The 26,947-nt window shown below is 70.9% G+C and carries 24 protein-coding genes; 2 read left to right on the forward strand and 22 right to left on the reverse strand.

Going from position 1 to position 26,947, the window contains the following annotated elements; all coding sequences use genetic code 11:
• Positions 1-134 precede the first annotated feature (134 nt).
• The 21 genes from BM424_RS10100 to dacB form a co-directional block, all read right to left on the reverse strand.
• Positions 135-989 carry an ABC transporter ATP-binding protein gene (locus tag BM424_RS10100; RefSeq protein WP_093415566.1) on the reverse strand — a complete coding sequence of 285 codons (855 nt, stop codon included), beginning with the start codon at positions 987-989 and terminating at the stop codon, positions 135-137.
• A complete protein-coding gene (locus BM424_RS10105; RefSeq protein WP_093415568.1) occupies positions 986-2,080 on the reverse strand; it encodes a FecCD family ABC transporter permease in 1,095 nt (364 codons plus the stop codon). The genes BM424_RS10100 and BM424_RS10105 overlap by 4 nt, the downstream gene beginning before the upstream one ends.
• Positions 2,077-3,042: a FecCD family ABC transporter permease gene (locus BM424_RS10110; RefSeq protein WP_425441993.1), complete on the reverse strand. Its 966-nt coding sequence runs from the start codon at positions 3,040-3,042 to the stop codon at positions 2,077-2,079. Before BM424_RS10110 ends, BM424_RS10105 begins: the two co-directional genes overlap by 4 nt.
• A 397-nt stretch (positions 3,043-3,439) precedes the next feature.
• Positions 3,440-3,799 (reverse strand): histone-like nucleoid-structuring protein Lsr2, encoded by a 360-nt coding sequence (locus BM424_RS10115; protein WP_093415569.1) that lies wholly within the window; start codon positions 3,797-3,799, stop codon positions 3,440-3,442.
• Between the two features lie 249 nt (positions 3,800-4,048).
• On the reverse strand, positions 4,049-5,503 hold the full coding sequence (gene lysS, locus BM424_RS10120) for a lysine--tRNA ligase (RefSeq protein WP_093415571.1): 1,455 nt from the start codon (positions 5,501-5,503) through the stop codon (positions 4,049-4,051).
• Positions 5,504-5,669: 166 nt separating this feature from the next.
• The gene (locus BM424_RS10125; protein ID WP_093415572.1) at positions 5,670-6,467 is read right to left on the reverse strand and encodes a type III pantothenate kinase; all 798 of its coding nucleotides are present in this window, start codon (positions 6,465-6,467) and stop codon (positions 5,670-5,672) included.
• A gap of 235 nt (positions 6,468-6,702) precedes the next feature.
• Positions 6,703-7,167: an aspartate 1-decarboxylase gene (gene panD / locus BM424_RS10130; protein WP_093415574.1), complete on the reverse strand. Its 465-nt coding sequence runs from the start codon at positions 7,165-7,167 to the stop codon at positions 6,703-6,705.
• Between the two features lie 24 nt (positions 7,168-7,191).
• Positions 7,192-8,061, reverse strand: a complete 870-nt coding sequence (panC, locus tag BM424_RS10135; RefSeq protein ID WP_093415780.1) for a pantoate--beta-alanine ligase — start codon at positions 8,059-8,061, stop codon at positions 7,192-7,194.
• Between the two features lie 34 nt (positions 8,062-8,095).
• On the reverse strand, positions 8,096-8,989 hold the full coding sequence (locus BM424_RS10140) for a Rossmann-like and DUF2520 domain-containing protein (RefSeq protein ID WP_093415576.1): 894 nt from the start codon (positions 8,987-8,989) through the stop codon (positions 8,096-8,098).
• Positions 8,990-9,124: 135 nt separating this feature from the next.
• Positions 9,125-10,357 (reverse strand): PrsW family intramembrane metalloprotease, encoded by a 1,233-nt coding sequence (locus tag BM424_RS10145; protein ID WP_245775736.1) that lies wholly within the window; start codon positions 10,355-10,357, stop codon positions 9,125-9,127.
• 80 nt (positions 10,358-10,437) lie between these two features.
• Complete coding sequence (locus BM424_RS10150; protein WP_245775737.1) at positions 10,438-11,424, reverse strand: DUF6779 domain-containing protein; 987 nt, start codon at positions 11,422-11,424, stop codon at positions 10,438-10,440.
• A 118-nt stretch (positions 11,425-11,542) separates the two neighbouring features.
• Positions 11,543-12,004, reverse strand: a complete 462-nt coding sequence (locus tag BM424_RS10155) for a DUF3180 domain-containing protein (RefSeq protein WP_093415577.1) — start codon at positions 12,002-12,004, stop codon at positions 11,543-11,545.
• 188 nt (positions 12,005-12,192) lie between these two features.
• Complete coding sequence (gene folK, locus BM424_RS10160) at positions 12,193-12,687, reverse strand: 2-amino-4-hydroxy-6-hydroxymethyldihydropteridine diphosphokinase (protein WP_093415579.1); 495 nt, start codon at positions 12,685-12,687, stop codon at positions 12,193-12,195.
• Positions 12,684-13,073, reverse strand: coding sequence for a dihydroneopterin aldolase (gene folB, locus BM424_RS10165; RefSeq protein ID WP_093415580.1), 390 nt, complete (start codon positions 13,071-13,073; stop codon positions 12,684-12,686). Before folB ends, folK begins: the two co-directional genes overlap by 4 nt.
• On the reverse strand, positions 13,066-13,914 hold the full coding sequence (folP, locus tag BM424_RS10170) for a dihydropteroate synthase (RefSeq protein ID WP_093415582.1): 849 nt from the start codon (positions 13,912-13,914) through the stop codon (positions 13,066-13,068). Before folP ends, folB begins: the two co-directional genes overlap by 8 nt.
• The gene (gene folE, locus BM424_RS10175) at positions 13,914-14,486 is read right to left on the reverse strand and encodes a GTP cyclohydrolase I FolE (protein ID WP_175548029.1); all 573 of its coding nucleotides are present in this window, start codon (positions 14,484-14,486) and stop codon (positions 13,914-13,916) included. The genes folP and folE overlap by 1 nt, the downstream gene beginning before the upstream one ends.
• Before the next feature lie 118 nt (positions 14,487-14,604).
• Complete coding sequence (gene ftsH, locus BM424_RS10180) at positions 14,605-16,890, reverse strand: ATP-dependent zinc metalloprotease FtsH (protein WP_093415585.1); 2,286 nt, start codon at positions 16,888-16,890, stop codon at positions 14,605-14,607.
• Positions 16,891-17,090: 200 nt separating this feature from the next.
• The gene (hpt, locus tag BM424_RS10185) at positions 17,091-17,642 is read right to left on the reverse strand and encodes a hypoxanthine phosphoribosyltransferase (RefSeq protein WP_093415587.1); all 552 of its coding nucleotides are present in this window, start codon (positions 17,640-17,642) and stop codon (positions 17,091-17,093) included.
• A 76-nt stretch (positions 17,643-17,718) separates the two neighbouring features.
• Positions 17,719-18,705, reverse strand: a complete 987-nt coding sequence (gene tilS / locus BM424_RS10190) for a tRNA lysidine(34) synthetase TilS (protein ID WP_093415589.1) — start codon at positions 18,703-18,705, stop codon at positions 17,719-17,721.
• 41 nt (positions 18,706-18,746) lie between these two features.
• The gene (locus BM424_RS10195; RefSeq protein WP_245775738.1) at positions 18,747-19,838 is read right to left on the reverse strand and encodes a zinc-dependent metalloprotease; all 1,092 of its coding nucleotides are present in this window, start codon (positions 19,836-19,838) and stop codon (positions 18,747-18,749) included.
• Positions 19,839-19,907: 69 nt separating this feature from the next.
• Positions 19,908-23,426, reverse strand: coding sequence for a D-alanyl-D-alanine carboxypeptidase/D-alanyl-D-alanine endopeptidase (gene dacB / locus BM424_RS10200; RefSeq protein WP_093415593.1), 3,519 nt, complete (start codon positions 23,424-23,426; stop codon positions 19,908-19,910).
• A gap of 146 nt (positions 23,427-23,572) precedes the next feature.
• Here dacB and BM424_RS10205 point away from each other — a divergent pair, with 146 nt between their 5' ends.
• Complete coding sequence (locus BM424_RS10205) at positions 23,573-24,061, forward strand: inorganic diphosphatase (RefSeq protein WP_093415595.1); 489 nt, start codon at positions 23,573-23,575, stop codon at positions 24,059-24,061.
• A 458-nt stretch (positions 24,062-24,519) separates the two neighbouring features.
• On the forward strand, positions 24,520-25,731 hold the full coding sequence (locus tag BM424_RS10210; RefSeq protein WP_139274038.1) for a PEP-utilizing enzyme: 1,212 nt from the start codon (positions 24,520-24,522) through the stop codon (positions 25,729-25,731).
• 286 nt (positions 25,732-26,017) lie between these two features.
• On the opposite strand, the gene BM424_RS10215 is transcribed toward BM424_RS10210, so the two are convergent.
• On the reverse strand, positions 26,018-26,905 hold the full coding sequence (locus tag BM424_RS10215; protein WP_093415597.1) for a hypothetical protein: 888 nt from the start codon (positions 26,903-26,905) through the stop codon (positions 26,018-26,020).
• Between the last annotated feature and the right edge of the window lie 42 nt (positions 26,906-26,947).

Raw genomic sequence — 26,947 nt, forward strand, 5'->3', positions numbered from 1 at the left:
GTCGCGGTCCGTGCCCGCTGCGCCACATTCTTGCGCGGCACACTGCCCAACGGCGCGTTGGCCTGCAGGATTCCTGATCTCGGCGCCGTTCCGCTGAGCGCGAACAGCGCGCGTCGAGCCGTCACGCACCGTGTTCACGCCTCGGTCCCGGCTCCTTCTCCGGCCCGCCGTCCTCCGATCGGGACCACCATCGGGGTACCCGCGACGGGGTCCGGAATCACGCGGGCGCGGAGATCGAAGACGTCGGCCAGGAGCTCCTCGGTGAGCACCTCGCCGGGCTCGCCGGAGGCGACGACGGCGCCGTCCTTCATCGCCACCAGCCGGTCGGCGTAGCGGGCCGCCAGGTTGAGGTCGTGCAGCACCATCACCACGGTGCGCCCGCTCTCGTCGTGCAACCGGCCGACCAGCTCCAGCACGTCGACCTGGTGCGAGAGGTCCAGGTAGGTCGTCGGCTCGTCGAGCAGCAGCAGGTCGGTGCCCTGCGCGAGCGCCATCGACAGCCAGGCGCGCTGGCGCTGACCGCCGGAGAGCTCGTCGAGGCTGCGGTCGGCCAGCTCGCCGATGCCGGTCATGGCCAGCGCCTCGGCCACCGCCGACTCGTCGTCACCGGACCACTGCCGGTACCAGGACTGGTGCGGGTGCCGCCCGCGCGCGACCAGGTCGGCCACGGTCAGGCCCTCCGGCGCCGACGGCGACTGCGGCAGCACGCCGAGGATCCGGGCGACCTCCTTGGTCGACATCTTGTGGATCCGCTTGCCGTCGAGCAGCACCTCGCCGCGCTGCGGCTGCAGCAACCGGCCCAGCGCGCGCAGCAGCGTCGACTTGCCGCAGCCGTTCGGGCCGATCACGGCGGTGATCGTGCCGCCGACGACCTCGAAGTCCAGGCCGTCGACGACCACCCGGTCGCCGTAGCCCAGCTTGAGGTCGCGGGCCCGCAGGCGGTCGGCGGTCTCGATCCGCTCGGACTGTGCAGAGGCGGACGCGGTCATGCTCGGACCTCCCGGTACCGACGGACGAGCAGGTAGATCAGGTACGGGGCGCCCAGGATCGCGGTCACGATGCCGACCGGGAGCTCCAGGGTGCCGAAGGCGGTGCGGGCGATCACGTCCGAGCCGACCACCAGCGCCGCGCCGAGCACGGCCGAGGTCAGCAGCGGCGGGCGCGAGGTGCGCGCGACCCGCAGCGCGATCTGCGGGGTGGCCAGCGCGACGAACTGGATCGGCCCGGCCGCCGCGGTCGCGATCGAGGCCAGCACGACCGACGCGAACAGCAGGAACCCGCGCGCCAGGTCCATCCGCACGCCCAGGCCGCGCACCGTGTCGTCGTCGAACTGCAGCGCGCCCAGCACGTGCGCGCCCACGAGCGTGAGCGGGACCAGCACGGCCAGCGCGATGCCGGTGGGCACCACGTGCTCCCAGCCGCGCGCGTTGAGGCTGCCGGTCAGCCACACCATGGCGCGACCGGCGTCGTTGACGTCGCCGACGGTCAGCAGCCAGTACACGGCGTTGCCCGCCAGCGCGCTGACGCCCACGCCGACCAGCACCAGCCGGTAGGAGTCCACGCCGCGCCGGTAGGCCAGCAGGTAGACGGCGATCCCGGTGACCAGGCCGCCGACCAGCGCCACCACCGGCAGCCCGTAGTCCGACAGCGCCCCGGCGAGACTGCCCGCGGTCCCGGCGAACACGATGACCGCGACCGCCGCGCACCCGGCGCCCCAGGTGATGCCGAGCATGTCCGGGCTGGCCAGCGGGTTGCGGGCGAGCGCCTGCATGATCGCGCCCGCCAGGCCGAGGGCGGCGCCGACGAACAGGGCGGTCAGCCCGCGCGGCATCCGCAGTTCCCAGATGATGATCGATTGCGCCCGGTCGCCGCCGCCGAACAGCGTGCTGAGCACCTCGGGCGGGCTGATCTGGTACTCGCCGATGCCGACGTCGAGGACGAACACCGCCAGCAGCACCACCAGCCCACCGGCCAGGGCCAGCAGCGGCCGCATCCGGAGCACGCCGGAGAACGGGCCGATCCGCAGCGGTCGCCGCCCGGCGACCCGCTCGGCCGGCCGGTCCTGCACGGTCGCCGTCATAGCCGCACCAACTTCCGGCGTCGCACGAGCGCGATGAAGAACGGGGCGCCGACCATCGCCAGCATCACGCCCACCTGCACCTCGGCCGGCCGGGCGACGATGCGGCCGAGCACGTCGGTCAGCAGCACCAGCGAGGCGCCGAGCAGCGCGGCGAAGGGCAGCAGCCAGCGGTAGTCGGCACCGGTGAAGTAGCGGGCCACGTGCGGCACGACCAGGCCGACGAAGCCGATCGGCCCGCAGATGGCCACCGCGGCGCCCACCAGGACGCTGACCGCGGCGATCCCGGCGCGCCGCGCCCAGGCCACCCGGTGGCCCAGCGAGCTCGCCACGTCATCGCCCAGCGACAGCGCGTTGAGGCTGCTCGCGTTGGCCAGCCCCAGCACCAGGCCGACCACCAGGAACGGCGCGACCTGCGGCAGCACCGAGGCGTCGGTGATGGCGATCGAGCCGACCTTCCAGAACCGGTAGGTGTCCATCGTCTGCTGGTCGGTGAGCACCAGCGCGGAGGTGATGGCGTGCAGCAGCGAGCTGATCGCGGTACCGGCCAGCGCCAGCGTCACCGGGGTCGGGCCGCCGCGCCCCATCGAGCCAATCCCGAACACCGCGACCGCGCCGATGAGCGATCCGGCGAAGCCGAACCAGATGAAGCCGAACAGGGTGGAGATGCCGAAGGTGTAGACGGCGAGCACGACGCCGAGCCCGGCGCCCTGGGTGATGCCGAGGATGCCCGGGTCGGCGAGCGGGTTGCGGGTGTGCCCCTGCATCAGCGCCCCGGCGAGGCCCAGCGCGGCACCGGCGAGCACGCCGGCGATGGTCCGCGGGATCCGCAGCTCCTGGATGATCAGGTCGTTCTCGCCGCCCCCGGGGGCGACCAGGCCGTTCCAGACGTCGGCGAGCGGGATGGTCTTGGCGCCGATCGCGACGCTGAGCACGGCGCTGACGACCAGCACGAGCAGCAGGATGCCGAGGCCGGTGAGGCGGCGGGAACGTCTGCGCTGGAGGCGCTCGCTCGGTGCGGCGGACGCGGTTTCCGACGTGGGCGGCTCGGCGAGAGCCTCCGTTCGAGCCACGTCCCACTCCCCTTCGGTGTTCACCCGGACGTCGCCCAGGTTAGGACAACCTAAGCCGCACCGACAGAGCGGGTTCGGATGTCCGCCGTCACAGTCGCGGGCGAGTGGAGCGGTTCCGCTCCGAGCGGGAAAAGGGGAACGGCCGTTGCGGAGCCGAGGCCGAGCGGTGATGGCGCCGTTTTTCGGGAAAGTTGATCAGCGGCGCTCAAACGTGGAAATCAGTTATCCGAACGCAACGAGAGGCGTTCACCGGGCCCCGACGACCCGGTGAACGCCTCTCGTCCGCGATTCAGTTCGCCTGGTGGTACTGCTCGACGATGTCGGCCGGGATGCGACCGCGGTCGGAGACCTTCAGGCCCCGCTTCCGCGCCCATTCCCGAATGGCCTGGTTCTGCTCGCGGTCCGCGCTGGTGGAACCGCCACCAGCGGTGGAACGCGACGCAGAACCCGGACGCGGGCCCGGCTTCTTCCGGCCGCCCGCGCGCCGCGCGTTGGAGACGTAGTTGGCCAGCGCCTCCCGCAGGTCTCCGGCATTGTCGGCGGAAAGGTCGATCTGGTACGACACGCCGTCCAATCCGAACTCAACGGTTTCGTCGGCCTGCCCACCGTCCAGATCGTCGACAAGGGTGACAGTGACCTTCTGCGCCATCTTCGAAGTCCTCCCCGAGCAAAATTGTGCATTAGCGGGACAGCAACCATCTGCCGGGAGCGGAAACTCCCTCGCCAGAACGCCAGCCGCACTTGGCGGGTACGTCAGCCGCACTTGTACAAGTGCGGCCGCCACAAGGACAAGTACGTCAAAAGCCGTCGCCGACACATTCTGAGGTCAGGTTAGCGCAGCAACTCCGATAATGCACTCATCCTGTCCACAAAATTCTGTTGAGCCACCCTGATCGGGTCATTCCGGGCGGACCAAGGGGAACAGGATCGTCTCCCGGATACCGAGACCGGTCAGCGCCATCAACAACCGGTCGATACCCATTCCGACGCCGCCGCTGGGAGGCATTCCGTACTCCAGAGCGCGCAGAAAGTCCTCGTCGACCGGCATGGCCTCGTCATCCCCGGCCGCCGCCAGCCTCGCCTGCTCCTCCAGGCGCTGCCGTTCCACCACCGGATCCACGAGTTCGGAGTAACCGGTCGCGAGCTCGAAGCCGCGAACGTAGAGATCCCACTTTTCCGCGACCCCGTCCTTCTCGCGGTGCTGACGGGTCAGCGGCGAGGTCTCGACCGGGAAGTCGCGGACGAACGTCGGAGCCTTCAAATGGTCGCCGACGGTGTGCTCCCACAGCTCTTCGACGAGCTTGCCGTGACCCATCTTCGGATCCACCTGCAATCCGAGCGCATCCGCGTGCTTGCGCAGCGCCTCAACAGGAGTTTCCGGAGTGACCTCGGATTCCAGGGCTTCCGACAACGACTCGTACATCGTCAGCGACGCCCACTCACCGGAGAGGTCGTACTCGGTTCCGTCGAACCACGTCACGACCTGCGAACCGGTGACCCGTTCGGCGGCTTCCTGGATGAGCGACCTGGTCAGAACGGCCATGTCGTTGTAATCGGCATAGGCCTGGTAGAACTCCAGCATCGCGAACTCGGGCGAGTGGGAAGAATCACTGCCCTCGTTGCGGAAGTTTCGGTTGATCTCGAAAACCTTCTCGATCCCGCCGACAACGCAACGCTTCAGATACAACTCCGGCGCGATGCGCAGGAAGAGGTCGATGTCGAAGGCGTTGGAATGCGTGGTGAACGGACGAGCCGCCGCACCGCCCTGCAGCGTCTGCAGCATCGGGGTTTCCACCTCGACGTATCCGCGACCCTCGAAGGAATCGCGCAGCGAACGCTGCACCGCGGCGCGAGTGCGGACCGTGTCGGCCGCCTGCTTGCGCACGATGAGGTCCACGTAGCGCTGCCGGACCCGCATTTCCTCGCCGAGTTCCTTGTGCATGACCGGCAGCGGGCGCAGCGACTTCGCCGCCATCCGCCATTCATCGGCCATCACCGAGAGCTCACCGCGCCGCGAGGTGATGACCTCGCCGTGCACGAACACGTGGTCACCGAGGTCGACCTCGGCCTTCCAGCGCACCAGCGAGTCCTCGCCGACCTGCTTGAGGCTGAGCATCGCCTGCAGTTCGGTCCCGTCGCCGGCGCGCAGCGTGGCGAAGCAGAGCTTGCCGGTGTTGCGCAGGAACATCACGCGGCCGGCCACGCCGACCTGCTCGCCGGTCGCGGTGTCGGGCTCCAGCCCCTCGTGGGTGGAGCGGATCTCGGCCAGCCCGTGCGTGATGGGCAGCGTCACCGGGTACGGATCGACTCCGGCGTCGAGCAGGCGCTCCCGCTTCTCCCGCCGGATCCGCATCTGTTCCGGCAGGTCTTCGACGCCGTCAGCGCTGGTTGCCGGGGGATTGGAAGTGTCCTGGTCAGTCACGCAAAACAGGGTACGTAGTGCTGTGATCGCAGGGTTGACCGGCCTGCTTGGCGGTGCGGGTGGCGGAACCTGAGCGCCTTCGGTGCTTGCCTGACGGTTAGCGGAAGTTGCGGTCGTACACCAGGCGCAGGCCCAGGAGGGTGAGGTCCGGGACGTGGTGGGTGATGGTGGTTGACTCGGAGAAGACCAAGGGGGCCAGTCCTCCGGTCGCCAACACCGTCGTGGGTCCTCCGTGAGTGGCTTCGAGCTCGTCGACGATGCGCCGGACGAGGCCGTCGACCTGGCCCGCGAATCCGAAGAGAATTCCGGATTGAAGGCATTCGACGGTGTTCTTCCCGATGACCGAGCGCGGACGCACGAGTTCCACCTTGCGCAGCTGCGCCGCCCGCGAGGCCAACGCGTCCAGCGAGATCTCCACGCCGGGCGCGAAGGCGCCGCCGAGGAACTCGCCCTTCGCCGAGATCACGTCGACGTTGGTCGAGGTCCCGAAGTCCACCACCACGCAGTTCGTGGAGTGCAGGTGGTGCGCCGCCAGGGTGTTGATCACCCGGTCCGCGCCGACCTCCTTCGGGTTGTCCACCAGCAGCGGGACACCCGTCCGCACACCCGGCTCGACGACGACCCGGGGGACGTCGGTCCAGTACCGCTCCAGCATCACCCGCAGCTCGCGCAGCAGCGCCGGGACGGTCGACAGCGCCGCGATGCCGGTGACCTTCTCGGCGTAGTCGCCGATCAGGCCCCGCATCGTCAGCGCCATCTCGTCGGCGGTCATCCGCGGCTCGGTCCGCATCCGCCAGTCGCGCACCAACGTCGCCGCGAGATCCGGCGGGTCATCGACGTCGTCGTACAGACCGAGAACGATGTTGGTGTTTCCGACGTCAATGGCCAGAAGCAAGGAAGAACCCCTTCACAAAAAGCGCACGTCAGGCAACCGGCGAAGCCGGTTTCTCCTTACCCCGAGCAAGCAACTGGCACCGCCGCGGGTTCTCAGACGTCTTCTGGGGAGGACAGCCAACGTGTCGTGTATTGGCATACATAAGCCTCGGATCCCGGAGCCAGAAGGCGTCTGAGGTTCCGCTACCCGCACCGCCAAGCAACAAGACCACAGAGTTCTTGATCAGGTGCTTTGATCAGTGCTCAGGCTGCTGGAGAAGAGCGTCGAGCTTGGCGGCATCATCGGTCTCCGCATCAGCCTGAGACGACAGAAGACCGGACCCCTCAGGCGCATGACCAGGGTTGACCCCGAGATCAACAGGCCGGTTGTCGGCATCCACGAAGATCACCTTCGGCTGGAACGACCGGGCCTCCAGCTCGTCCATCACCCCGTAGGCGATCAGGATGACGATGTCCCCGGGCTCGATCAGGTGCGCGGCCGCCCCGTTGATCCCGATGACACCGGACCCCCGCTCACCGGTGATCACGTAGGTCTCCAGCCGAGCGCCGTTGGTGACGTCGACGATCGCCACCTGCTCGCCCTCGAGCAGGTCGGCGGCCTCCATCAGGTCCTTGTCGACGGTCACCGAGCCGACGTAGTGCAGGTCGGCCTGGGTGACGGTGGCCCGGTGGATCTTGGACTTCAACATCGTGCGGAACATCGCTGACCTCCTAAGGGCCGGGCTTCACTCGCCGAGCAGGACCATCGCGTTGTCGATCAACCTGGTGGATCCGACCTTCGCAGCCACCAGCAGCCGCGCCTCACCCGTTTCCGGGGCCGGGCCCAACTCCGGGTCGCGCAGCTCCAGGTAGTCGAGCTGCACCAGGGATTCGGTGGCCAGCACCTCGCGGGCCGCCTTGAGCACCGCCTCCGGGCCGCCGACGGCCGCGTGCGCGCCGGCGGTCAGCGACGCCGAGATCACCAGGGCGGCGCGGCGCTGCTCCTCGTCGAGGTAGACGTTGCGGCTGGACAGCGCCAGACCGTCGGACTCGCGGACCGTGGGGATGCCCTGGATCTGCGAGTCGAGGTTGAACTGCCGCGCCATCTTCCGGATCAGCACCAGCTGCTGGTAGTCCTTCTCGCCGAAGAACGCCAGGTCCGGGCGCACGATGTTGAGCAGCTTGAGCACCACGGTGAGCATCCCGTCGAAGTGCCCCTTGCGGGTCGCGCCCTCGAGCTCCTCGCCCAGCGGCCCGGCCTGCACCGACAGCTCGCGGCCGCCGCCGTACATCGCGTCGACCGTCGGCGCGAACACCAGGTCCACCCCGGCCTCGCGGCAGGCCTCGACGTCGGCCTCGAACTGCCGGGGGTAGCGGTCGAAGTCCTCGTTCGGCCCGAACTGCAGCGGGTTGACGAAGATCGACACCACCACGACGACGTTGGCGTCCTTCGCCCGCTTGATCAGCTCCAGGTGGCCGCGGTGCAGGGCGCCCATCGTGGGCACCAGGTGCACCCGGCGCCCGGTGGCCCGCAGCGCGCGGGTGACGCGGGCGAGCTCGGCCGGATCGGTGTGCACGGTGAGCTCTCCGCGCTGGTAACCGGGGTTGTTGGTCATCGTCGACTCCATGTCTTCGCCGCGCCGGGCGCGGTCAGGCCTGTTCCTCGTCGAGGGCCTCGCGCACGCGCGCGGCGACGTCACCGCGCAGCAGGCCGCTCCGCTCGGCCCGCAGCGCCGTGCGCCGGGCCAGCTCCCGATACCCCGGCACCACGTCCGGGTCGGCGTCGGACAGCGCGCGCAGGTGCCCGCGCACGGTCCCGGAATCGCCGCGCACCACCGGGCCGGTGTAGGCGCGGTCGCCCAGGCGCAGCGCGTTGTCCAGCGAGGCCGACAGCAGCGGCGCCATGACCCGCCCGGGCACCTCCACCCCGGCGTCGCGCAGCAGCTGCTGGCACTCGTTGACCAGCGTGATCAGGTGATTCGCCCCGTGGGTCAGGGCAGCGTGGTAGAGCGGGCGGGACTCCTCCTGGATGCGCACCGGCTCCATGCCCAGCTCGATCGCGATGCTCTCGGCGACGCTCCAGCCGGTGATCTCGGTCGCGGTGACCACCATGCACGCGTCGGAGAGCCGGTGGACGTCCTCCGGACGCCCGGTGAAGGTCATCGCCGGGTGCATCGCCATCGTCAGCGCGCCGATCGCGGCGGCCGGCTCCAGCGCGGTGACGCCCTGCGAGCCCGAGGTGTGCACGACCAGCTGCGACGCGTGCAGCGCGTCGGCGGAGACCAGGCCCTGCACCATGCCGGGGATGGCGTCGTCCGGGATGGCCAGGACCAGCAGTTCGGCGTTCTTGGCGACCGCGTCCGGCGGCTCGATCGGCACGCCCGGAAGCAGTTCCTCCGCGCGGCGCAGCGAGGCGTCCGAGACCGCGGAGACCGCGACGACCTCGTGCCCGATCCGCTGCAGCGCGGCGCCCAGCACGGCACCCACCCGACCGGCGGAGACGATCCCCACCCGCAGTCGAGGGCCCGTGGGTTCAGCAGACATCGCCACGTGTTCCTCCAAAACCGTTCCAGTCCCGATCCCGGGTACCAGACAGCGCCGCGAGAGTAGCCCCACCACCCGGGGCGGAGGCCACCCCGCGCCCGGTAAAGGTGGCGAGAACCACGCGAACGTGCCCGCTCACTCGCGGGGTTTGGGCACGCGGCTGGTGAGGACGTCGATGTTGATCTTCGCCGTCTGGATGGCCTCCTGACGGCCCGCCGCCGAGCGCCGTGCCTGCTTGAGGTCGGCGATCAGCTTGTCCCGCCGGGCCCGGCGCGCGGCGCTCGTGGTGCGCCCGGCCTCCGAGCGGTGCTGCAGGAACGCCAGCTCGGTCACCGCGATCTGGTAGTCGCGCACCGACTTCGCCGCCTGCGCGCCGGCGCGCTTCTTGACCTTGCTCAACCAGCCCTGCCTGCCGGTCAGGCTCGCCAGCAGATCCATCTCGCTGCGCGCGATCAACCCCGCCCGCTCCAGCTTCGGCAGCTGCTCGATGACGATCCGCTGCTCGCGCTTGCGCTGCCAGATGATCAGCGCGAACGTCCCGAGGAACACCGGGACCATGATCAGGAAGTAGACGTTGATGAACCCGGTGCCGCCCAGGAACGTCGCCGAGTTCCACACCGCGTGCAGCAGCACCGCCACCAGGTACCCGCCGAACAGCCAGCCGACCTGCTGCAACCGCGTCCGCGCGCCCCACGCGAAACCGACCGCGATGCCGAACATCGACGTGAACAGCGGGTGCGAGAACGGGGCCAGGACACCGCGCAGCACGAACAGCGCCACGACCGCTCCCCCGGTCACGCCGCCGTCGGCGAAGGCCTTGCCGAAGTACAGGATGTTCTCGGTGAACGCGAAACCGGCCGCGGTCAGCGAGGCGTAGACGATGCCGTCGACCAGGCCGTTGAACTCGGCCCTACGACGCATCCACAGGCCGGCCACGAACACGGCCTTCGCGAACTCCTCCACCACCGGGCCCATCACCGCGGTCAGGAAGAAGCGGTGATCGGTCTGCCCCATCACCAGGTTCGCCACCGACTGCGAGGTGTTGTTGAGCAGCAGCGAACAGGCCGTCGCACCGCCCGCGCCCCACAGGAACGCGCCGACCATCAGCATCGGCGGCTCGGGCTCCCAGCGATCGATCCACACCGTCGCGGCGACCACCACACCGACCGGCAGCAGCGCGGCGACCGCGCCGAACACGGCGGGACCCGCACCGACCCTGGACGTGGTGATCCCCAGCATGATCAGCCCGATCATCCCGAGCAGGATCAGACCGGCGATGGGCCAGCCGACGGCGTGGTGCTTGCGGCTCTGCAACCGGCGCGCGCGGGAGACGTCGGCGACGGGCCCCGCGGGATCATGACTCGACACGCCCCAGACCCTATTGAACCCGGCTCGCGGCTGACCGAATGGTCGCCTTCTCGCAATGTTCCGGTGCGCTGAGCGGTGCTTCAGGAGCGGCAGCGCCTGCGGCGCTGCATGTCCGGCGCACCGCCGTAGGCGGCGATGAGGTCGTTGACCGAGGTGCCCGCGGCGTGCGCGCCCTCCGGCTCCGGCTCGGCGGCCTTCGCGTAGGCCGTGCGGTCGGGCCTGCGGGCCGCGCTCGGAACCTGCTCCGGCTCTTGCGGTTTCGCGGCCTGCGGTTTCGCGGCCTGCGGCTGGGCTGCCTGCGGCTGGGCGGGTTTCGGCTGGGCGGCCTGCGGTCCGGGGGCCTCCGGCAGCGGGACCTCGCCGGAGAGCTTGGCCATCACGTCGGTCTTCGCGGCGGCCGGGACCGGCTCCTGCTTCGCCGGCCGGACCGGCTGCTGGACGGTCGTCTTCTGCTGCTGGACCGGCTCGGGCCGCGGGATCGTCGTCGTCCGCTGCGCCGCCGCGGCCTGCTGAGCGGGCTTGAGCTGCGCCGGTTTCGTCTGCTGCACCTGCTTGGCCTGCTGGGGCCGGAGGAACTTCGTCTCGCCCTGCGCCCGCTCCGGCAGCGAGCGGACCCGGGTGGACTCGGCGCGCAGCGCGACCCGCTCGAAGAGCACGTCACCGCCGATCACCTGCTCCAGCGTGGTGCGCAGCTTGGTGAGCTCGGACTGCAGCGCGCGGATCTGGGTGTCGGAGTTCTCCGAGGCGCGGCGCTGGGCCTCCGCCTCGGCCTCCAGCTCGAACTCGCGGCGCGCGGCGATCTCGCGCTCCAGCTCCAGCTCGTAGATCCGCTGCCGGTCGGCGGCCGCCTGCTCGCTCTCGGAAACCCGGTGGCGCAGCCGCGCCACGGCGAACGCGCCCAGCAGCGCGCCCCACAGCGCGGCGATCAGGCCCAGGCGGAGCAGCCGGGCGTCGTCGCTGAGCACCAGCACCGACGTGGCGGCGGCGGCGAGCACGAGCGCGCCGCCCCACAGGAGGTGGGAGCGCCCGCTGTCGGGGTCGGTCTCGGTGGTGCCGGGCTCGGACATGGCGCCCACCGTACAAGGCGGTTATCAGTTCGAGACCTGAAGGTCCACCAAACCGTTCGCACGTTGCCCGACCCGGATCAGCGGTCGCTGCTCCGAACGGCCCAGTTCGTGGGCGGTTTCACTCGTCGTCGTCGAGCTCGTCCGGGTCGTCCGGATTCCGGAGGCAGTGCTCCAGCCACAGCCCCGCGCCGATCAGCGCGGCCGCGCTGATCAACCCGACGACCGCCGCGAGCATGTCCGATCGCGCAGCCTGCACGGTGCCCATCATCGGCAGCAGGTACCCGAGCAGACCGAGCCACACCCCGGCCATGATCGCCCCGGCCAGCGACGACGCCTTCGCCAGCGCCACCGCCCGCGCCGCCGTCAGCGCCTCCACGGGCTCGACCCCGGGCTTCCGCTGAACCCGAGGCCGCAGCACCAGCGCCAGCACCACGTCCACGGCGGCGATCAGCAGCAAGGTCGCCCCGGCCAGCAGCGGCAACGGGGGCAGATCCCCGTAGCTCAACCGGCAGGCCAGGAACACCACCACGGCCGCCACCAGCCCCGAGGCCACCAACTGCCCGGGCTTGGTGAACGACATCTGCTCAGTACGTCGAGGCGACACACCCCCAGCATCCCACCCGACCCAACTCCACGTTCCGGTCCCCGAACCCACCCCCGTCAAATACCGCAGGATTCGTCGGGTCAAAAACCGCAGGATTCGCCCCGACAAATACCGCAGTTTTTGTCGGGGCGAATACCGCAGGTTTTGACCCGAGGACGGGGAGATCAGCGGAGGGTGAGGTCGTCCCGGCGGTGGACGTCGTTGAGGTCCGAGGCCGGGAGGGCCTTGAGGAGGTCGGTGACCTGGCCGTGGTCTGGGAGGGTGGCGTTCGGGTCGATCGCGAGCCAGGGGATGAGGACCGTGGCTCGGCTCGGGGTTCCGGGGTGCGGGAGGAGGAGGTCGGGGTGGGTGCTGCGGACCTCGTCGACGGTGACGACGTCGACGTCGAGGGTGCGGGGTCCCCAGCGCTGCTCGCGGACGCGTTCCGCCCGCTGCTCCAGGGCCTGGGCGCGGCGCAGCCAGTCCCACTCGTCGAGGTCCGGGGACTCGGCGAGGACGATCGCGTTGAGGAAGTCCGGCTGATCCGTCACGCCCCACGGGGCCGTCTCGTAGACCGGCGAGACCGCCACCAGCACGTCGGAGAGGCCCTCGACGGCGAGCCGCAGGTAGCTCAACCGGTCGCCGAGGTTCGAACCCAGCGACAGCACCGCCCTGCTCACGCCGGCACCACGTTCCCCCGGCCGCCGCGGCGGGAGCGGCGGATGGTGACCGCGACGTCGGCGAAGGTCAGCGGGATCGGCGCGTGCGGCTTGTGCAGCGTGACCTCGGTGGCGTAGGCGCGCTCGTCCTCCATCACCCGGTCGGCGATCTCGGCCGCGACCGTCTCGATGAGGTCCCGCGAGGGGCCGCCGACGACGCCCGCCGCCATCTCGGCTAGCTCGCCGTAGTGCAGCGTCTTGGTGAGGTCGTCGGTCGCGGCCGCGTCGGCCAGGTCGAGCCAGACGGTGATGTCGACCAGGAAGTCCTGGCCGTCCTGCTTCTCGTGGTCGAAGACGCCGTGGTTGCCGCGCACCGACAGCCCGGTCAGCGTGATCCGGTCAGCCACGGCTCTCTCCCCCGCTGCGCCAGGCGGCCGTCGTCGCGACCGCGTCCAGGGACCGCCGCACGTCGTGCACCCGCACGCCCCACGCGCCCCGGTCGGCGGACAGCGCCGAGACCACCGCGGTCGCGGTCTCGCGGCCGTCCGGCGGGCGCGGCGTGCCGTCGTCGTCGGCCAGCAGCGCGCCCAGGAACCGCTTGCGCGACGCCCCCACGAGCACCGGAAATCCCTGGTCGACGAGGCTGTCGAGGTTCTGCAGCAGCTGCCAGTCGTGCCTGCCGGTCTTGGCGAAGCCCAGACCCGGGTCGAGCACGATCGCCTCCTCGGCGACGCCCGCGCGCACCGCGACGTCGACCTGCCGGAGCAGCTCGTCGCGGACGTCGGCGACCACGTCGTCGTACTCGGCCAGCGCGTTCATGTTCTTGCTGTGCCCCCGCCAGTGCATGAGCACCCACGGCAGCCCGGTCTCGGCGGCGACGTGCGCCATCTCCGGGTCGGCGAGCCCGCCCGACACGTCGTTGATCACCGACGCACCGGCGCCCGCGGTCACCTCCGCGACCTTGGCGCGCGTGGTGTCGACGCTGACCGGCACGCCCGCCGCCACCAGCTCCCGCACCACCGGCAGCACCCGGTCGATCTCGGTCGCGGCGTCCACCCGCTCCGAACCGGGCCGGGTGGACTCGCCGCCGACGTCGATGATGTCGGCGCCCATCCGGTGCATCTCCACGCCGTGCGCCACCGCGGCCTCGCGGTCCAGGTAGCGCCCGCCGTCGGAGAACGAGTCCGGCGTGACGTTGAGGATGCCCATCACCGCGCACCGCGCCGGGTTCGGCAGCTTCGCGTGCATCAACGCCCCCTGATCAGCGACAACGCCTCGGAGCGCGAGGAGGCCGAGCTGCGGAAGATGCCGCGCACGGCCGAGGTCGTGGTCGTCGAGCCCGCCTTGCGCACGCCGCGCATACCCATGCACAGGTGCTCGGCGTCGATCACCACGATCACGCCGCGCGGCTCCAACCTGCGCACCAGAGCGTCGGCGACCTGCGAGGTCAGCCGCTCCTGCACCTGCGGGCGCTTGGCGTAGAGGTCGACCAGCCGCGCCAGCTTCGACAACCCGGTCACCCGCCCCTGCTCGTTCGGGATGTACCCGATGTGCGCCGTGCCGTGGAAGGGGAGCAAGTGGTGTTCGCACTGTGAATACACCGGGATGTCGCGGACGAGGACGAGTTCTTCGTGGGCCTCGTCGAAGGTCTTGTCCAGGACCTCGTCCGGGTTGGTGTAGAGCCCCGCGAACAGCTCGCGGTAGGCGCGGGCGACGCGCTGCGGCGTCTCCCGCAGACCGTCGCGGTCGGGGTCCTCACCGGCTGCGATGAGCAGTTCCCGGATCGCGGCCTCCGCGCGGGCCTGGTCGAACTGGGGCATGTGAAACGAGCCGTCGGGGCGGGAGTCCCCCGCCCCGATCGGCTCGTCGACCGCATTGGTCACAGTTGCTGTCCTCCACTGGCTTCGCAGCGCCCGGCGGGCGCTGCGCCCGCCAGTATCAGCGGCCGTTGTTGCCGCTGCCGTTCTCCCTGGCCGAGTCCTGGCCCTCGGGCCGGTCGGACTGCGGTTCGCCCTGTTCCGAGGACTGCTGACCGCGTTCCCAGGAAGGCGTCCAGTTGTAGTTCGAACCGGACGGGTTGGTCGCCGGGGTCCATCCCGGAGGAGCACCGTAGTTCGGCGGCACCGCGGAGGGAACCTGCTGACCGGACTGCGGCTGCTGGACCTGCACGTTGCCCTGGTTGGCACCGGCACCCGCCGGGGCCTGCTCCTGGGTCTGCGCCGGGGCGCCGTTCTGCTGGGCTCCCGAGGTCTGCGCGGACGGGGCCGGGGTCGGCTCCTCCTTGACCGGGGGCCACGGCTCGCCGCGCTCCTTGGCCAGCTCGCCCGGGGTCTTGATCGGCGGCTTCTCCGACGGGGTGCGCCCGCCGAAGTCGTTGAACGCGGTGATCCGCGGCCGCTTCTCGACCCGGGAGAAGATCCGCTCCAGATCCTTGCGGTTGAGCGTCTCCTTCTCGATGAGCTCCAGCACGAGGTCGTCGAGCACGTCGCGGTAGGTGTTGAGCACCTCCCACGCCTCGGTGTGCGCGGCCTCGATGAGCCGGCGCACCTCCTCGTCGATCTCGTGCGCGACCTCGAGCGAGTAGTTCGGCTGCTGACCGGCGGTGCGGCCCAGGAACGGGTCGCCCTCCTCCTTGCCGTACTTGACGGCGCCGAGGCGGGCGGTCATGCCGTACTCGGTGACCATCGCGCGAGCGATCTTGGTGGCCTGCTCGATGTCGCTGGAGGCGCCGGTGGTGGGCTCGTGGAACACGAGCTCCTCGGCGGAGCGGCCACCCAGCGCGAACACCAGGCGACCGATCATCTCCGAGCGGGTCATCATGTCCTTGTCGTCCTCGGGGACGACAAGCGCGTGACCGCCGGTGCGGCCGCGCGGCAGGATCGTGAGCTTGTAGACCGGCTCCAGGTCGGGCATCGCCCACGCGGCCAGGGCGTGCCCGCCCTCGTGGTAGGCGGTGATCTTCTTGTCCCGCTCCGAGATGATCTTGCTCTTCCGGCGCGGGCCGCCGACGACGCGGTCCACCGCCTCCTCCATCGCGGAGGCGTTGATCAGCTGGCCGTTCTCGCGGGCGGTGAGCAGCGCGGCCTCGTTGACCACGTTCTCCAGGTCCGCACCGGAGAAGCCGACCGTGCGCTTGGCCAGGCCCTCCATGTCGACGTCCTGCGCGAGCGGCTTGCCCTTGGAGTGCACACCCAGGATCGCCTTGCGACCCCGCAGGTCCGGCGCCGAGACGGGGATCTGCCGGTCGAAGCGGCCGGGACGCAGCAGCGCCGGGTCCAGGATGTCCGGGCGGTTGGTGGCGGCGATCAGGATGATGCCGCCGCGCGAGTCGAAGCCGTCCATCTCGACGAGCAGCTGGTTCAGCGTCTGCTCGCGCTCGTCGTGACCACCGCCGAGGCCGGCGCCGCGCTGGCGGCCGACCGCGTCGATCTCGTCGACGAAGATGATGCACGGCGCGTTCTGCTTGGCCTGCTCGAACAGGTCGCGGACGCGGGAGGCACCGACACCGACGAACATCTCGACGAAGTCCGAACCGGAGATCGAGTAGAACGGCACCCCGGCCTCGCCGGCGACCGCGCGGGCCAGCAGCGTCTTACCGGTACCGGGCGGGCCGTAGAGCAGCACGCCCTTGGGGATCTTCGCGCCCAGGGCCTGGTAGCGGCCCGGGTTCTGCAGGAAGTCCTTGATCTCGTGCAGCTCCTCGACGGCCTCGTCGGCACCGGCGACGTCGCCGAAGAGCGTCTTGGGCATGTCCTTGGTCAGCTGCTTGGCCTTGGACTTGCCGAAGTTCAGGACGCGGTTCCCGCCGCCCTGGACGTTGTTCATCATCCACATCAGCAGCAGCACGAGCAGGCCGATGGGCACCAGGTAGAACAGCATCTGCACCCAGAACGAGTCCTGGGTGACCTTGGTGTTCCAGGTCGGCACGTGCGCGTTGCGGATCTCGCCGACGACCTGCTCGGTGGCGCCGGCCGGGTAGTTCGCGATCAGCTGGTTGCTGCCCTGGAAGTTCTGGCCGTCGTTGAGGGTCAGCCGGACCCGCTGCTCCTTGTCCTCGATGGTCGCTTCCTTGACCTTGCCCTGGGAGATCTGTTCCAGGGCCTGCGAGGTGGAGACTTCGCGGTAGGCGCGAGTCTCGTCGAAGAGCACGCTGAAGGCGTAGACCAACAGAAACGCTGTCAGGATCCACAGCAGCGGGTTGCGGAGCAGGCGCTTTCGGTCCATTCACTTGCGGCCGACGGGCGGCCTCGACCCTCCCTGACTGTTACTTCGGGTGACGACCCCTGATGCGGACACCCGCCGTCAACCCCTTCAGACCAGCGTACCGGCCGATGCGCGGGCACGACCATGCCGCGCCCAGCACGGGGCGCAGATTACTAGGACCGCCCCGCCTCACGCGGGCGGGACGATCCATTCCGCGCGCATCACACGCCCGAGGTGTACACCTTCGGATCGAGAGTGCCGATGTACGGCAGATCACGATAGCGCTCTGCGTAGTCGAGACCGTAGCCGACGACGAACTCGTTCGGGATGTCGAAGCCGACGTAGCGCACCGGGACGTCCACCTGCACCGCGTCCGGCTTGCGCAGCAGCGTGCAGACTTCCAGCGACGCGGGGTTGCGCGCGTTGAGGTTCTTGAGCAGCCACGACAGCGTCAGACCCGAGTCGATGATGTCCTCGACGATCACCACGTGCTTGCCGGCGATGTCGCGGTCGAGGTCCTTGAGGATGCGCACCACACCGGACGACGAGGTCGACGAGCCGTACGAGCTGACCGCCATGAACTCCAGCTGCGCCGGCTGCGGGAGGGCCCTGGCGAAGTCGGTCATGAACATGACGGCGCCCTTGAGCACCCCGACCAGCAGCAGATCACCGCCCTGCTGGTAGTCCTCGTCGACCTGCTTGGCCAGCTCCGCGACCTTGTCCTTGATCTGCTGCTCGGTGATGAGCACAGAAGCGATATCGCCGTCGTACACGGCTCGGCTTCCCCTCTTGTCGGATCAACAATTCCCCAAACCGGAGACCCGCCCCGACGCTCGTGCCGGTGCACCGTCAGCCATTCGGCGGCTTGCGGTCCGCCGTCTCCACCCGAAGCCTGCCATGCGCCCGGCGCAGCACAAAGTCGCCCGGCAGCGCCGGACCTCCCTGCCCGCGCCAGTCCGCGACGAGCGCGTCGGCGGAGCGCAGGTGGGCATCGGTCATTTCGGGCACTCCTTCGGCGCTGAGCCACTCCCGCAGCACCCGCCGCCGCACGGCCGCCGGGAGCAGCCGGAGCTCGGCGCAGTCGAGGCCGTGATCGGCGCGGACCCGGGACAGCTCGCCCTCGGCGACCTCCCCCAGCGCGTCGGAGTCCTCCCGCAGCTGACGCGCGGTGCGGGCCAGCGCCTCGGCGACACCGCCCTGCAGCACCTCCTCCAGCAGCGGCAGCACCTCTGTGCGCAACCGCACACGCGTGAACCGGGGATCGGAGTTGTGCGGGTCCTGCCACGGTTCGAGGCCCTGCGCCCGGCAGGCGGCCTCGGTGGTGGCGCGGCGCACGCCCAGGAACGGGCGCGCCCACGGCGGGTCCAGCGGACGCATCCCGGCGATCGAGCGCGGGCCGGAACCCCGGCCCAGCCCCAGCAGCACCGTCTCGGCCTGGTCGTCGAGGGTGTGGCCGAGCAGCACCAGGGCCCCGCTCGGGCGCTCGGCCCGCAGCGCCGTGTAGCGGGCCTTGCGGGCGGCGGCCTCCAGACCGCCCATCCCGTCCACCGCGACCTCCACGACCTGCGCGGACATCCCGATCCCGGCCAGCTGCTCGACGGCCCGCTCCGCGATCGCGCCGGAACCCACCTGCAGGCCGTGATCGACCACGATCGCCTGCGCGGGAACGTCGAGATGCCGGGCCACGTGCGCCGCGGCCGCTGCGAGCGCCAGCGAATCCGCGCCGCCGGAACAGGCCACGACCAGCGGAGATCCGCGGAACGGCGCCGCATCGGGGGACTCCAGCAGCCGCCGCACGGCGGTTCGGGTCTCGCTCACGGCGGGCTCGGGCGGCATCCCCCGATTCTCCCCGCCCTCCCGGAACCCGCTCGTCCCGGTCAGCCGTGGACCCGGCGGATCCACGCGTCCGGATCGGTGATCTCAGCCCTCGCCGGCAGGTTGCCGGGCTCGGCCCAGACGGCGTTGAACCCGCTCATGCCGACCCGGTCGACGACGTGCTCGGTGAAGGCCGCGCCCTGCGCGTACTGGCGGATCTTGGCGTCGACGCCCAGCAGGCTCCGCAGGATCCGGTCCAGCAGGCCACCGCCCGCGCGGCGCTCGGTGAAGCGGCGCCGGATGGTGCCGACGCTGGGCACGACCTGCGGGCCGACCGCGTCCATCACGTGATCGGCGTGGCCCTCCAGCAGCGTGGAGATCGCGATGATCCGGTCCAGCGCGGCCCGCTGCTCCGGCGACTGCAGCAGCTCCAGGATCCCCACCACGCCCGGGCTGGAATCGGCGCGGCGAGCCGTGCGGACCTCGCGCACCGCGTTCGGCAGCCGGGTCAGCAGCTCACCGGTACCGCCCTCCATCTGCGTCAGCAACTCACCCAGCCCGGCCGCGAAGTGCTCCCGCAGCCACGGCACGGCGTTGAACTGCAACCGGTGCGTCGACTCGTGCAGGCACACCCACATCAGGAAGTCGTCGGCGGGCACGCCCAGCGACTGCTGCGCGGCCACGATGTTCGGCGCGACCAGCAGCAACCGCCCGCGCTGCCCGTCCACCCCGGACTCGCCGTAGGGGTCGAACTGGCCCAGCACCTTGCCGCCCAGGTAGGCCAGCACCACACCGGCCTGCACCCCGGCGCTGCGCGCGCTCAGCTCGCCCAGCAGGTCACCGCCGCGCAGCGACTGCGACTCCACCGTCGCCAGGGCCGCGCTGGTCATCTCGGACAGGCCGAACGCGGCACCGCGCACCCAGTCGGGCCGGTCCACCACGTCGCCCTCGGCGATCGGCAGGTCCAGGCCCAGACCGGTCTGCTCGCGCACGTGCGACTCGGCCTCGACGCTGCACCGCCGCAGCGAGCGCACGGCTCGCGCGGCCTCCGACCTCGGCACCTCGGGGCCCGGCTTCATCAACCGCACCGCGGTGCCCACGGCGACGTTCCAGTCCAGCGTCCGGGGCGCCTCGACGGCGGAAGTGGCGTTCACCCCACCGACCGTACCGCTCCGGAGGTGGGAATTGTCATGTCTCACCCTGCTCAGCGGTGCCGGCGGCCGCTATCGGCAGCCGCAGCCCCGGAGGGCGTCGGCGAGGGCGTCGAGCGCCGGGCGGGCCGAGGAGGAGCTGGTGCCGTTGGACATCATCGCGAACACCAGCAGCCGGCCGTCCTCGGTGACGACGCTCCCGGCGAGGCTGTTGGCGCCGTCGAGCGTGCCCGTCTTGGCGCGCACCCAGCCCTGACCGGCGCTGTTCTGGTACCGGTCGGCGAGGCTGCCGCTGCCGCCCGCGATGGGCATGCCCGGCAGGAGGTCCCGCAGCTTCGCCGAGGCCTCCGGCAGCACGCCGTCCGGCCCGGCCGGGGCGGTCGCCTTCTGCAGCAGCTGCCCGAGCAGCCGCGGCGTGATCCGGTCGTCCAGCGACAACCCGCTGCCGTCGGCCATCGTGGTGCCGCTGACGTCGAGCCCGTTGCGCTGCAGCACCTCGCGGACCGCCTGGACGCCGCCGGCGAACGACGGCTCCTTGCCGGTGGCGATGGCGACCTCGCGGGTCAGCGCCTCGGCCAGCACGTTGTCGGAGTGCTGCAGCACGTTCTCCACCAGCTCCGACACCGGTGCCGACTGCACCTGGCCGAGGACCTGCGCGTTCGCCGGGGCGCTGCCCGGGGCGGCGTTCGCGGCGCCGAGCCGCTTGGCCAGCTCCTGCCCGGCCTGCAGCGCGGGCGTCTGGGTGCGGGGACTGTAGTCCGTGGTCGGGTCGGCCCGGCCGCCGTCGAGCATCACCGGTTCCATCGGCGCGTAGAAGCCGGCCGCCACGTCCTCCGGCAACCAGCCGGGCGCCGCCGTCGGACCCCGGTACCTGCTGGTGTCGACCAGCACGGTGTTCACCGAACCACCGGAGGCGGCCTTGACCTGCGCGACGAGGTCGTCCAGCTTCGGCGCGCCCCGGTACACCGACTCCCGGTCACCGGACAGCGCCGACAGCGTCGGGTCGCCGCCGCCGACCAGCACGACGGTGCCCGGCTGACTGCCGCGCACGACCTTCGTCGTCAGCCGCGCGTCGTGGTCGAGGGTGAGCATCGCGGCGCTCATCGCCAGCAGCTTGCCCGTCGAGGCCGGGGTCAGCGGCTGGTTCGGGTTCTGCTGCCAGAGCACGTCGCCGGTGCGGGCGTCCATGACGACGCCGCCGAGCGTGCCCAGCGCCGGGTTCGACGCCGGAGCGGCCAGGGCGGCGCTGATCCCCGACGGCGCGGGCGTCGGCGCGTTCCGGCCCAGCGGGGTGATCTTCGGGTCGAGCCGGACCGGCGCGGGCGGGTCGGCGATCTGCGACTTGCTCAGCAGCGGCGGGATGAGCGCCACGGCCGCGCCCAGCAGCAGGACCACGCCGATCGCGATGCCGATCAGCGGCCCGCGACCCTTGCGGCCGGTCCGCGTCCCGTCCTGCTGGGACGGGATGCGCTGCGGCACGGCCCGCGAGTCGACCGGGTCGGTCGTGTCCTCCGGCTGGTACGGCAGCCCCGCGAAGTCCTCCGGGCTCGCGTAGGCCTGCGGGCGCGGCGGCTGCTGGGCCTGCTGGGCCGGGGGCTGTTGGGGCGGGGCCTGCGGGGTCTGGGTGTTCGGCGGTGGGGCGGTCGGCGGCGCGAGCCCGGCGGTCGGGTCGGCCTGCGGCACGGCCAGTCCGGCGAAGTCGGAGGCCGACGCGGTGCGCGGCTCGGCGACGTCGATCCGGTCGATCCACTGGGTCCGCTCGGCCGGTGCCTCGGACGGCGCCTCGCGGAGCTGCTTGAGGTCGATCCGCGTCGTCTGCTCGGCGGCCGACTCCGGCGGCTCCTCCTTCTTCCCGTCCTTCGCCAGCGCGGCGTCGAGCTCGGCCCGCGAGATCTGCTGAGTCCGCTCGGCGGACTCCTCCTCCGCCTCCCCGGACCCGCTCTCGTCCCCGGCCCCCGAGTCCTTGCTCTCGGAGTCCGCCTTGGTCTCGGTCCCGGCCTTGGTCTCGTCCCCGGTCTTGCTCTCGGTCCCGGACTTGGCTTCGGTCCCGGCCTTGGAGTCGCTCTCGGTCTTCGGGTCGGTCTCGGTCTTCGGCTCATCGATGACGACCGGCCGCATCACCTGCGTCTGCTCGGCGGGCCACTCCGGCTCCACCCGAGTCCCGGCAGCGGGAGTCTCGTCCTCGTCCGCCTCGGGCTCCTCCACCTTCCCGGCGGATTCCCCCTCCGCAGCGGATTCCCCCTGCTCAGAGGCCCCCTCATCAGAGGACTCCTCCTCCGCGGACTCGTCGTCCGCCGAGGACTCACCCCGGTCGGAGGACCCCTGATCCGTGGTGGGAGTGGGGGAAGTTTTCATGAAAACTTCGCCCTCGTCCGAGGACCCCCGGTCCGAGGAGTCCTCGACGTCCTCAGCGGTCTTCGCGCCCTCAGCGGAAGCCTCCACCGGAGCCTCGGAAGCCGAGGACTCCTCCCCGGAGTCCGTCTCCTCCGAAGCCTTCTCCTCGGTGGAGCTCTCCTCGGAGACCTGCTCCTCGGTGGTCTTCTCCCCGACCTCGTCGGACTCGGTGGACTCGGTGACCTCGGCGGACTCGGCGGCCTGCGCGGACGAGTCCTGCTGCTCGTCCTCGGTGCCCTCCTGGGACTTCTCGTCCTGGGACGTCCCTTCCTCGGACTTCTCGTCCTGGGAGGTGTTGTCCGGGGCGTCGGCGTCTTCCTCCGGGAAAGCGGCCTCCGGTTCCGCGGGCGCGTCCTCGGTAGCGGTCTCGTCCTTCGAGCCGGAGTCCTCCGCCTCGGGCTTCTCCTCCGCCGAGACCTCGGCGGTCTGCTCGTCCCCGTCGTCGGAACCAGTGTCGCTCGAGTCGGTGTCCTCGGAGCCGGTGTCGTCGGAGTTGGAGTCGGCGTCGTCGGAAGCCGCGGTCGTCTCGGCCTTGTCCTGGCCCGTCTCGCTGGAAGTCGCGTCCTTCGCCGCTTCCGCGTCCTCGACGGGCTCCTCCGCAGCGGCGTCCTGCTCGGCGGCTTCCTGCCGAGGGCCTTCCTGATCTGCGGTTTCCTTCTCGGGCTCCGGCTCGGCGGGGCTCTCGGCCGAGTCCTCCGAACCGGGTTTGGTGAGCTTCTGCGTCTGGGCGACGGCGCTCTGCACGGCGGACTTCGCGAGCTTCACCGTGCTCTCCGGACGAGAGCCCGACGCCCCGTCCCCGGACTTGGCGTCCCCCGACTCGCCGTCGCTCGCCGGGGCGGCGTCGAACAGGCTTCCGGCGACGCGGACCGTGGCGGTGGGGGCGTCGGCGGATGTGGTCTTGGTCCCAGAATCGGCGGCGGTCGCATCGGAGGATGCCGCGTCGGAGTCGGCCGGAGCGCTCGACCCCGGTTCCGGTTCGGCTTCACCGCTGCCCGCGGAGCCGGCGCTCGCCGTGGGGTCCGCAGGGTTCACCGAAGGCTGCGCCGGGTCGCTTGCGGGCGGGGTGTTCTCCGACGTCTCAGCAGCTCGTTCCGGGGACGGCGCAGCGGTGCGCGACCGGTTCCCCTGGTCCGGCGAGGCCGCTTGGACGTCGGTTTCGGACACCTCACCCCGGGTGTTCTGGGGTTCGGGCACGTGCTCCTCCTCGACTGGAGGTCAGACTGCCAGATTGCGAGCTCTCGCACTGCGGTGGGGCCTGGGACCCGAGCGTGGTCCACACTAGACGTGGTCGCGCGCGCGAGCGTGCGGTTGCATCCGACGCAAGACGAGTGAGGAACCGCGTGGACTTCGACGTCACGATCGAGATCCCCAAGGGGAACCGGAACAAGTACGAGGTGGACCACGAGACGGGTCGTATCCGTCTCGACCGGACGTTGTTCACCGCCACGCAGTACCCGGCCGACTACGGGTTCGTCGACGACACCCTGGGTGAGGACGGCGACCCGTTGGACGCGCTGGTGCTGGTCCAGGAGCCGACCTTCCCGGGTTGCCTGATCAAGTCGCGCGCCATCGGCATGTTCCGCATGCGCGACGAGAAGGGCGGCGACGACAAGGTCATCTGCGTGCCCTCGGACGACCCGCGCCAGGAGCACCTGCGGGACATCCACCACCTCTCCGAGTTCTACAGGCTGGAGATCCAGCACTTCTTCGAGGTGTACAAGGACCTGGAGCCGGGCAAGAGCGTGGAGGGCGCCACGTGGGTCGGCCGCGCCGAGGCAGAGGCCGAGATCAAGAAGTCGTACGAGCGCGCCAAGGAAGCGGGCCACTGACGCCCCTCCTAGGCCACATCGGAAGACCCTCCTCGCGGATGCGTGGAGGGTCTTTTCGTGTCCCGGGACTTCTCCCCGGTCGAGTTCTCCACAGTTGTGGATGGATTTCCCCAGGCCTGTGGACAACTGGGGACAACCTTGTGGACGAACGCTCACCGGTACCGCATCTTCCCAGGTCGGGGCACTCTCCCCAGGGGTGATCCATCGGTCCGGCGGAGCACCACCATGGGCTTGTCAGACGCGTGTTTTCCACAGCCTCGGACGTAGGGCCGCTGCGTCCGAGGCTGGTAGAACCAGCTCATCTCGACCTTCGCGCGAGCCACCGATCGCCTCCGCACCACGTGCCGCCGGAGCCACCGCGCCATCCCCACGACCGCGGCTCCCGCCGCCGCGGCCAGCATCAACCACGCCATCTCGCTCCTTCCTCCGCGGTGTAGGGATGCCCCGGGTCCAAGATCATGACGACCTCGCGGGCGGAGATCACCCTGATGGCCCAAATTCAACACCCGTTGAGCCGATCGCCGCGGCGGAGTTACCGTCGAGACGACGCACGAGGAGGTGGTCGTCGTGCCGGTGCTGCGAACCGAGCGGGTCCTGGGGCTCGACGAGGTCGACGCGGCGATGGGCGAGCTGGTCGGCGGGAAGGCCGCCAACCTCGGCGAGCTGCTCGCCGCCGGCTTTCGCTGCGGAATCTCGCGCGCGCCCGCGAGGAGGCGTTCCGCCGGGTCGACGAGCTCCGGGCCGATCTCGCCGCCCGCTACCGGGACCGGGACCTGCCGCCCGAGGTCCTGCTCGGGTTCGACGAGTTCCTGGCGCGGCACGGGCATCGCACCGCCGCCGAGATCGACGCGGGCGTGCCGCGCTGGTCCGAGAACCCCGAGCCGGTCCTGGCGCTGGCGGAGAACTACGCCCGCACCGGCTCGGCCGGACACGACGCCCTCCAGCGCTTCCGCGCGGCGGCCGACGAGGCCGAGGTGAAGGCCGCCGAGATCGTGGCCCGGCAACCGAGCCCGCCGCGCGCCCGCGTCACGGCCTGGCTGCTGGACCGGGTCCGGGGACTGATCGGGATGCGGGAGCTGCCGAAGTGCTGCGCCGTCCTCGGCATCGCCGCCGCCCGCAAGCACGTTCGCGCGATCGGATTCGAACTGGCCGGTGCGGGTTGGGTTTCCGATCCGGACGACGTGTTCTTCCTGAACTACGAGGAGCTCTCGGACGTCCTCGACGGCGTCGACCACCGCGACCTCATCGCGGCCCGCCGGGAGACCCGCGCCCGGGAGCTCCGCCGCAAGCACCTGCCGCGGCTCCTGCTCTCCGACGGCACGGAACCGGAAACCCTTCTCCCCCAGCAGAACTCGGCGAACACGCTGCGCGGCACCTCGGCCTCACCGGGCACGGTCACCGGCACCGCCCGGGTGATCCACGACCCCGCGCACGCACGCCTCAACCCGGGCGAGATCCTCGTCGCCCCCTCCACCGACCCGGGCTGGACCCCGCTGTTCCTCACCGCCGCAGGCCTGGTCATGGAGATGGGCGGTCCGAACTCCCACGGCGCCACGGTCGCCCGCGAGCACGGAATCCCCGCCGTCGTGGGCGTCCCCCACGCCACCACCGCCATCCCCGACCACCACACCATCACCCTCCACGCCTCCACCGGCACCATCGACCTCTGAGGGACCCCGGATCGAAAACTCCGGTTTTCATCGCGTCGAAAACCCCGGTTTTCGCGCGACGAATGTTGCGGTTTTTGACGTGGAGTGGGGTGCGGGAGGGGCGGAGACGCGAAAAGGGCGGTGCGCGACGGGAAACGCGCACCGCCCTCTGCGATCTCAGCCTCGCCGGGAGGGGCTGGGCGAGGACTGGATGCCGTCGTGACGGGGGCCGATCACCCGGATCGTCCGGCGGGGAAGGGGATGCGCCGGGACGACGCGCGGGTGGGCGGGTCGTTGTTGGGGGATGTCAGTTGCCGAGCTGGGTGGCGCTGCCGAGCGGGCCGTGCGAGACGACGTCGTTGACCTTGTCCAGCGGGGAACCGGCCTTGCCGGTCAGGCCCTGGACCTGGTCGACGACGGGCAGACCGCCGGCGAGACCGCCGACCGGGTCGCCGGACTTGCCGGTGGGCAGCGCGTTCCCGCCGACCTGGGTGTTGTTCTCCAGCACGTTGCTCACGGTGTCGCCCACGATGTTGGTGGGCAGCTGGCCCGGCTTGGTCTGGGGCGCGCTCTGGGTCACGTGGTCCAGGGTGCCGGTGAGGCTGGTGGGCAGGGCGTCGGTCGCGCCGCTCTTGCCGACGGGCAGACCGCCGGGCGCGACACCGCCGATGAGGTCGGTGACGGGCTTGAGGACCTCACCGCCGGGGAGGCCGCTCTTGCCGACGGGCAGCGAGTCCGCGACGGGCAGACCACCGGCGACGTCGCTGACCGGGCCGAGGGCGTCGAGGCCCGGCAGGCCGCTCTTGCCCGCGGGCAGGGTCGAACCGGCCGGGAGCGGCAGCTCGTCGAGCGCGGAGGCCGGGTCGAGGTTGTGGGTGTGGCCGGTGCTGGCGTCCTGGACGGCGTCGACGACCGGCTTGATCAGGCCCGCGGCGGGCGTGCCGCCGACGACCTGGCTGACCGGGTCGCCGGAGCGGCCGGTGAGCTGCTGGTCGAGCGGAACCACGTCACCGACGGTCTTCTGGGCCGATGCGAGGGTCCCGGCGGCGTGGAACACGGTGTTGGCAACGCCGTTGTCGGTGGGCAGCGATGCCGGCAGCTGCGGGGTCTCGGCAGCTGTGGCCGTGGCCGCGAAGCCGACGGCGCCGGCGCCACCGACCAGTACGGCGGCCGCCGCGGTAAAGGTGCGCTTCATCGCAATGCTCCTCTCTGCACAGGCCGAGTCCTGTGCGCCCGG

Source organism: Saccharopolyspora flava, assembly GCF_900116135.1.
In the GTDB taxonomy this organism is placed as follows: domain Bacteria; phylum Actinomycetota; class Actinomycetes; order Mycobacteriales; family Pseudonocardiaceae; genus Saccharopolyspora; species Saccharopolyspora flava.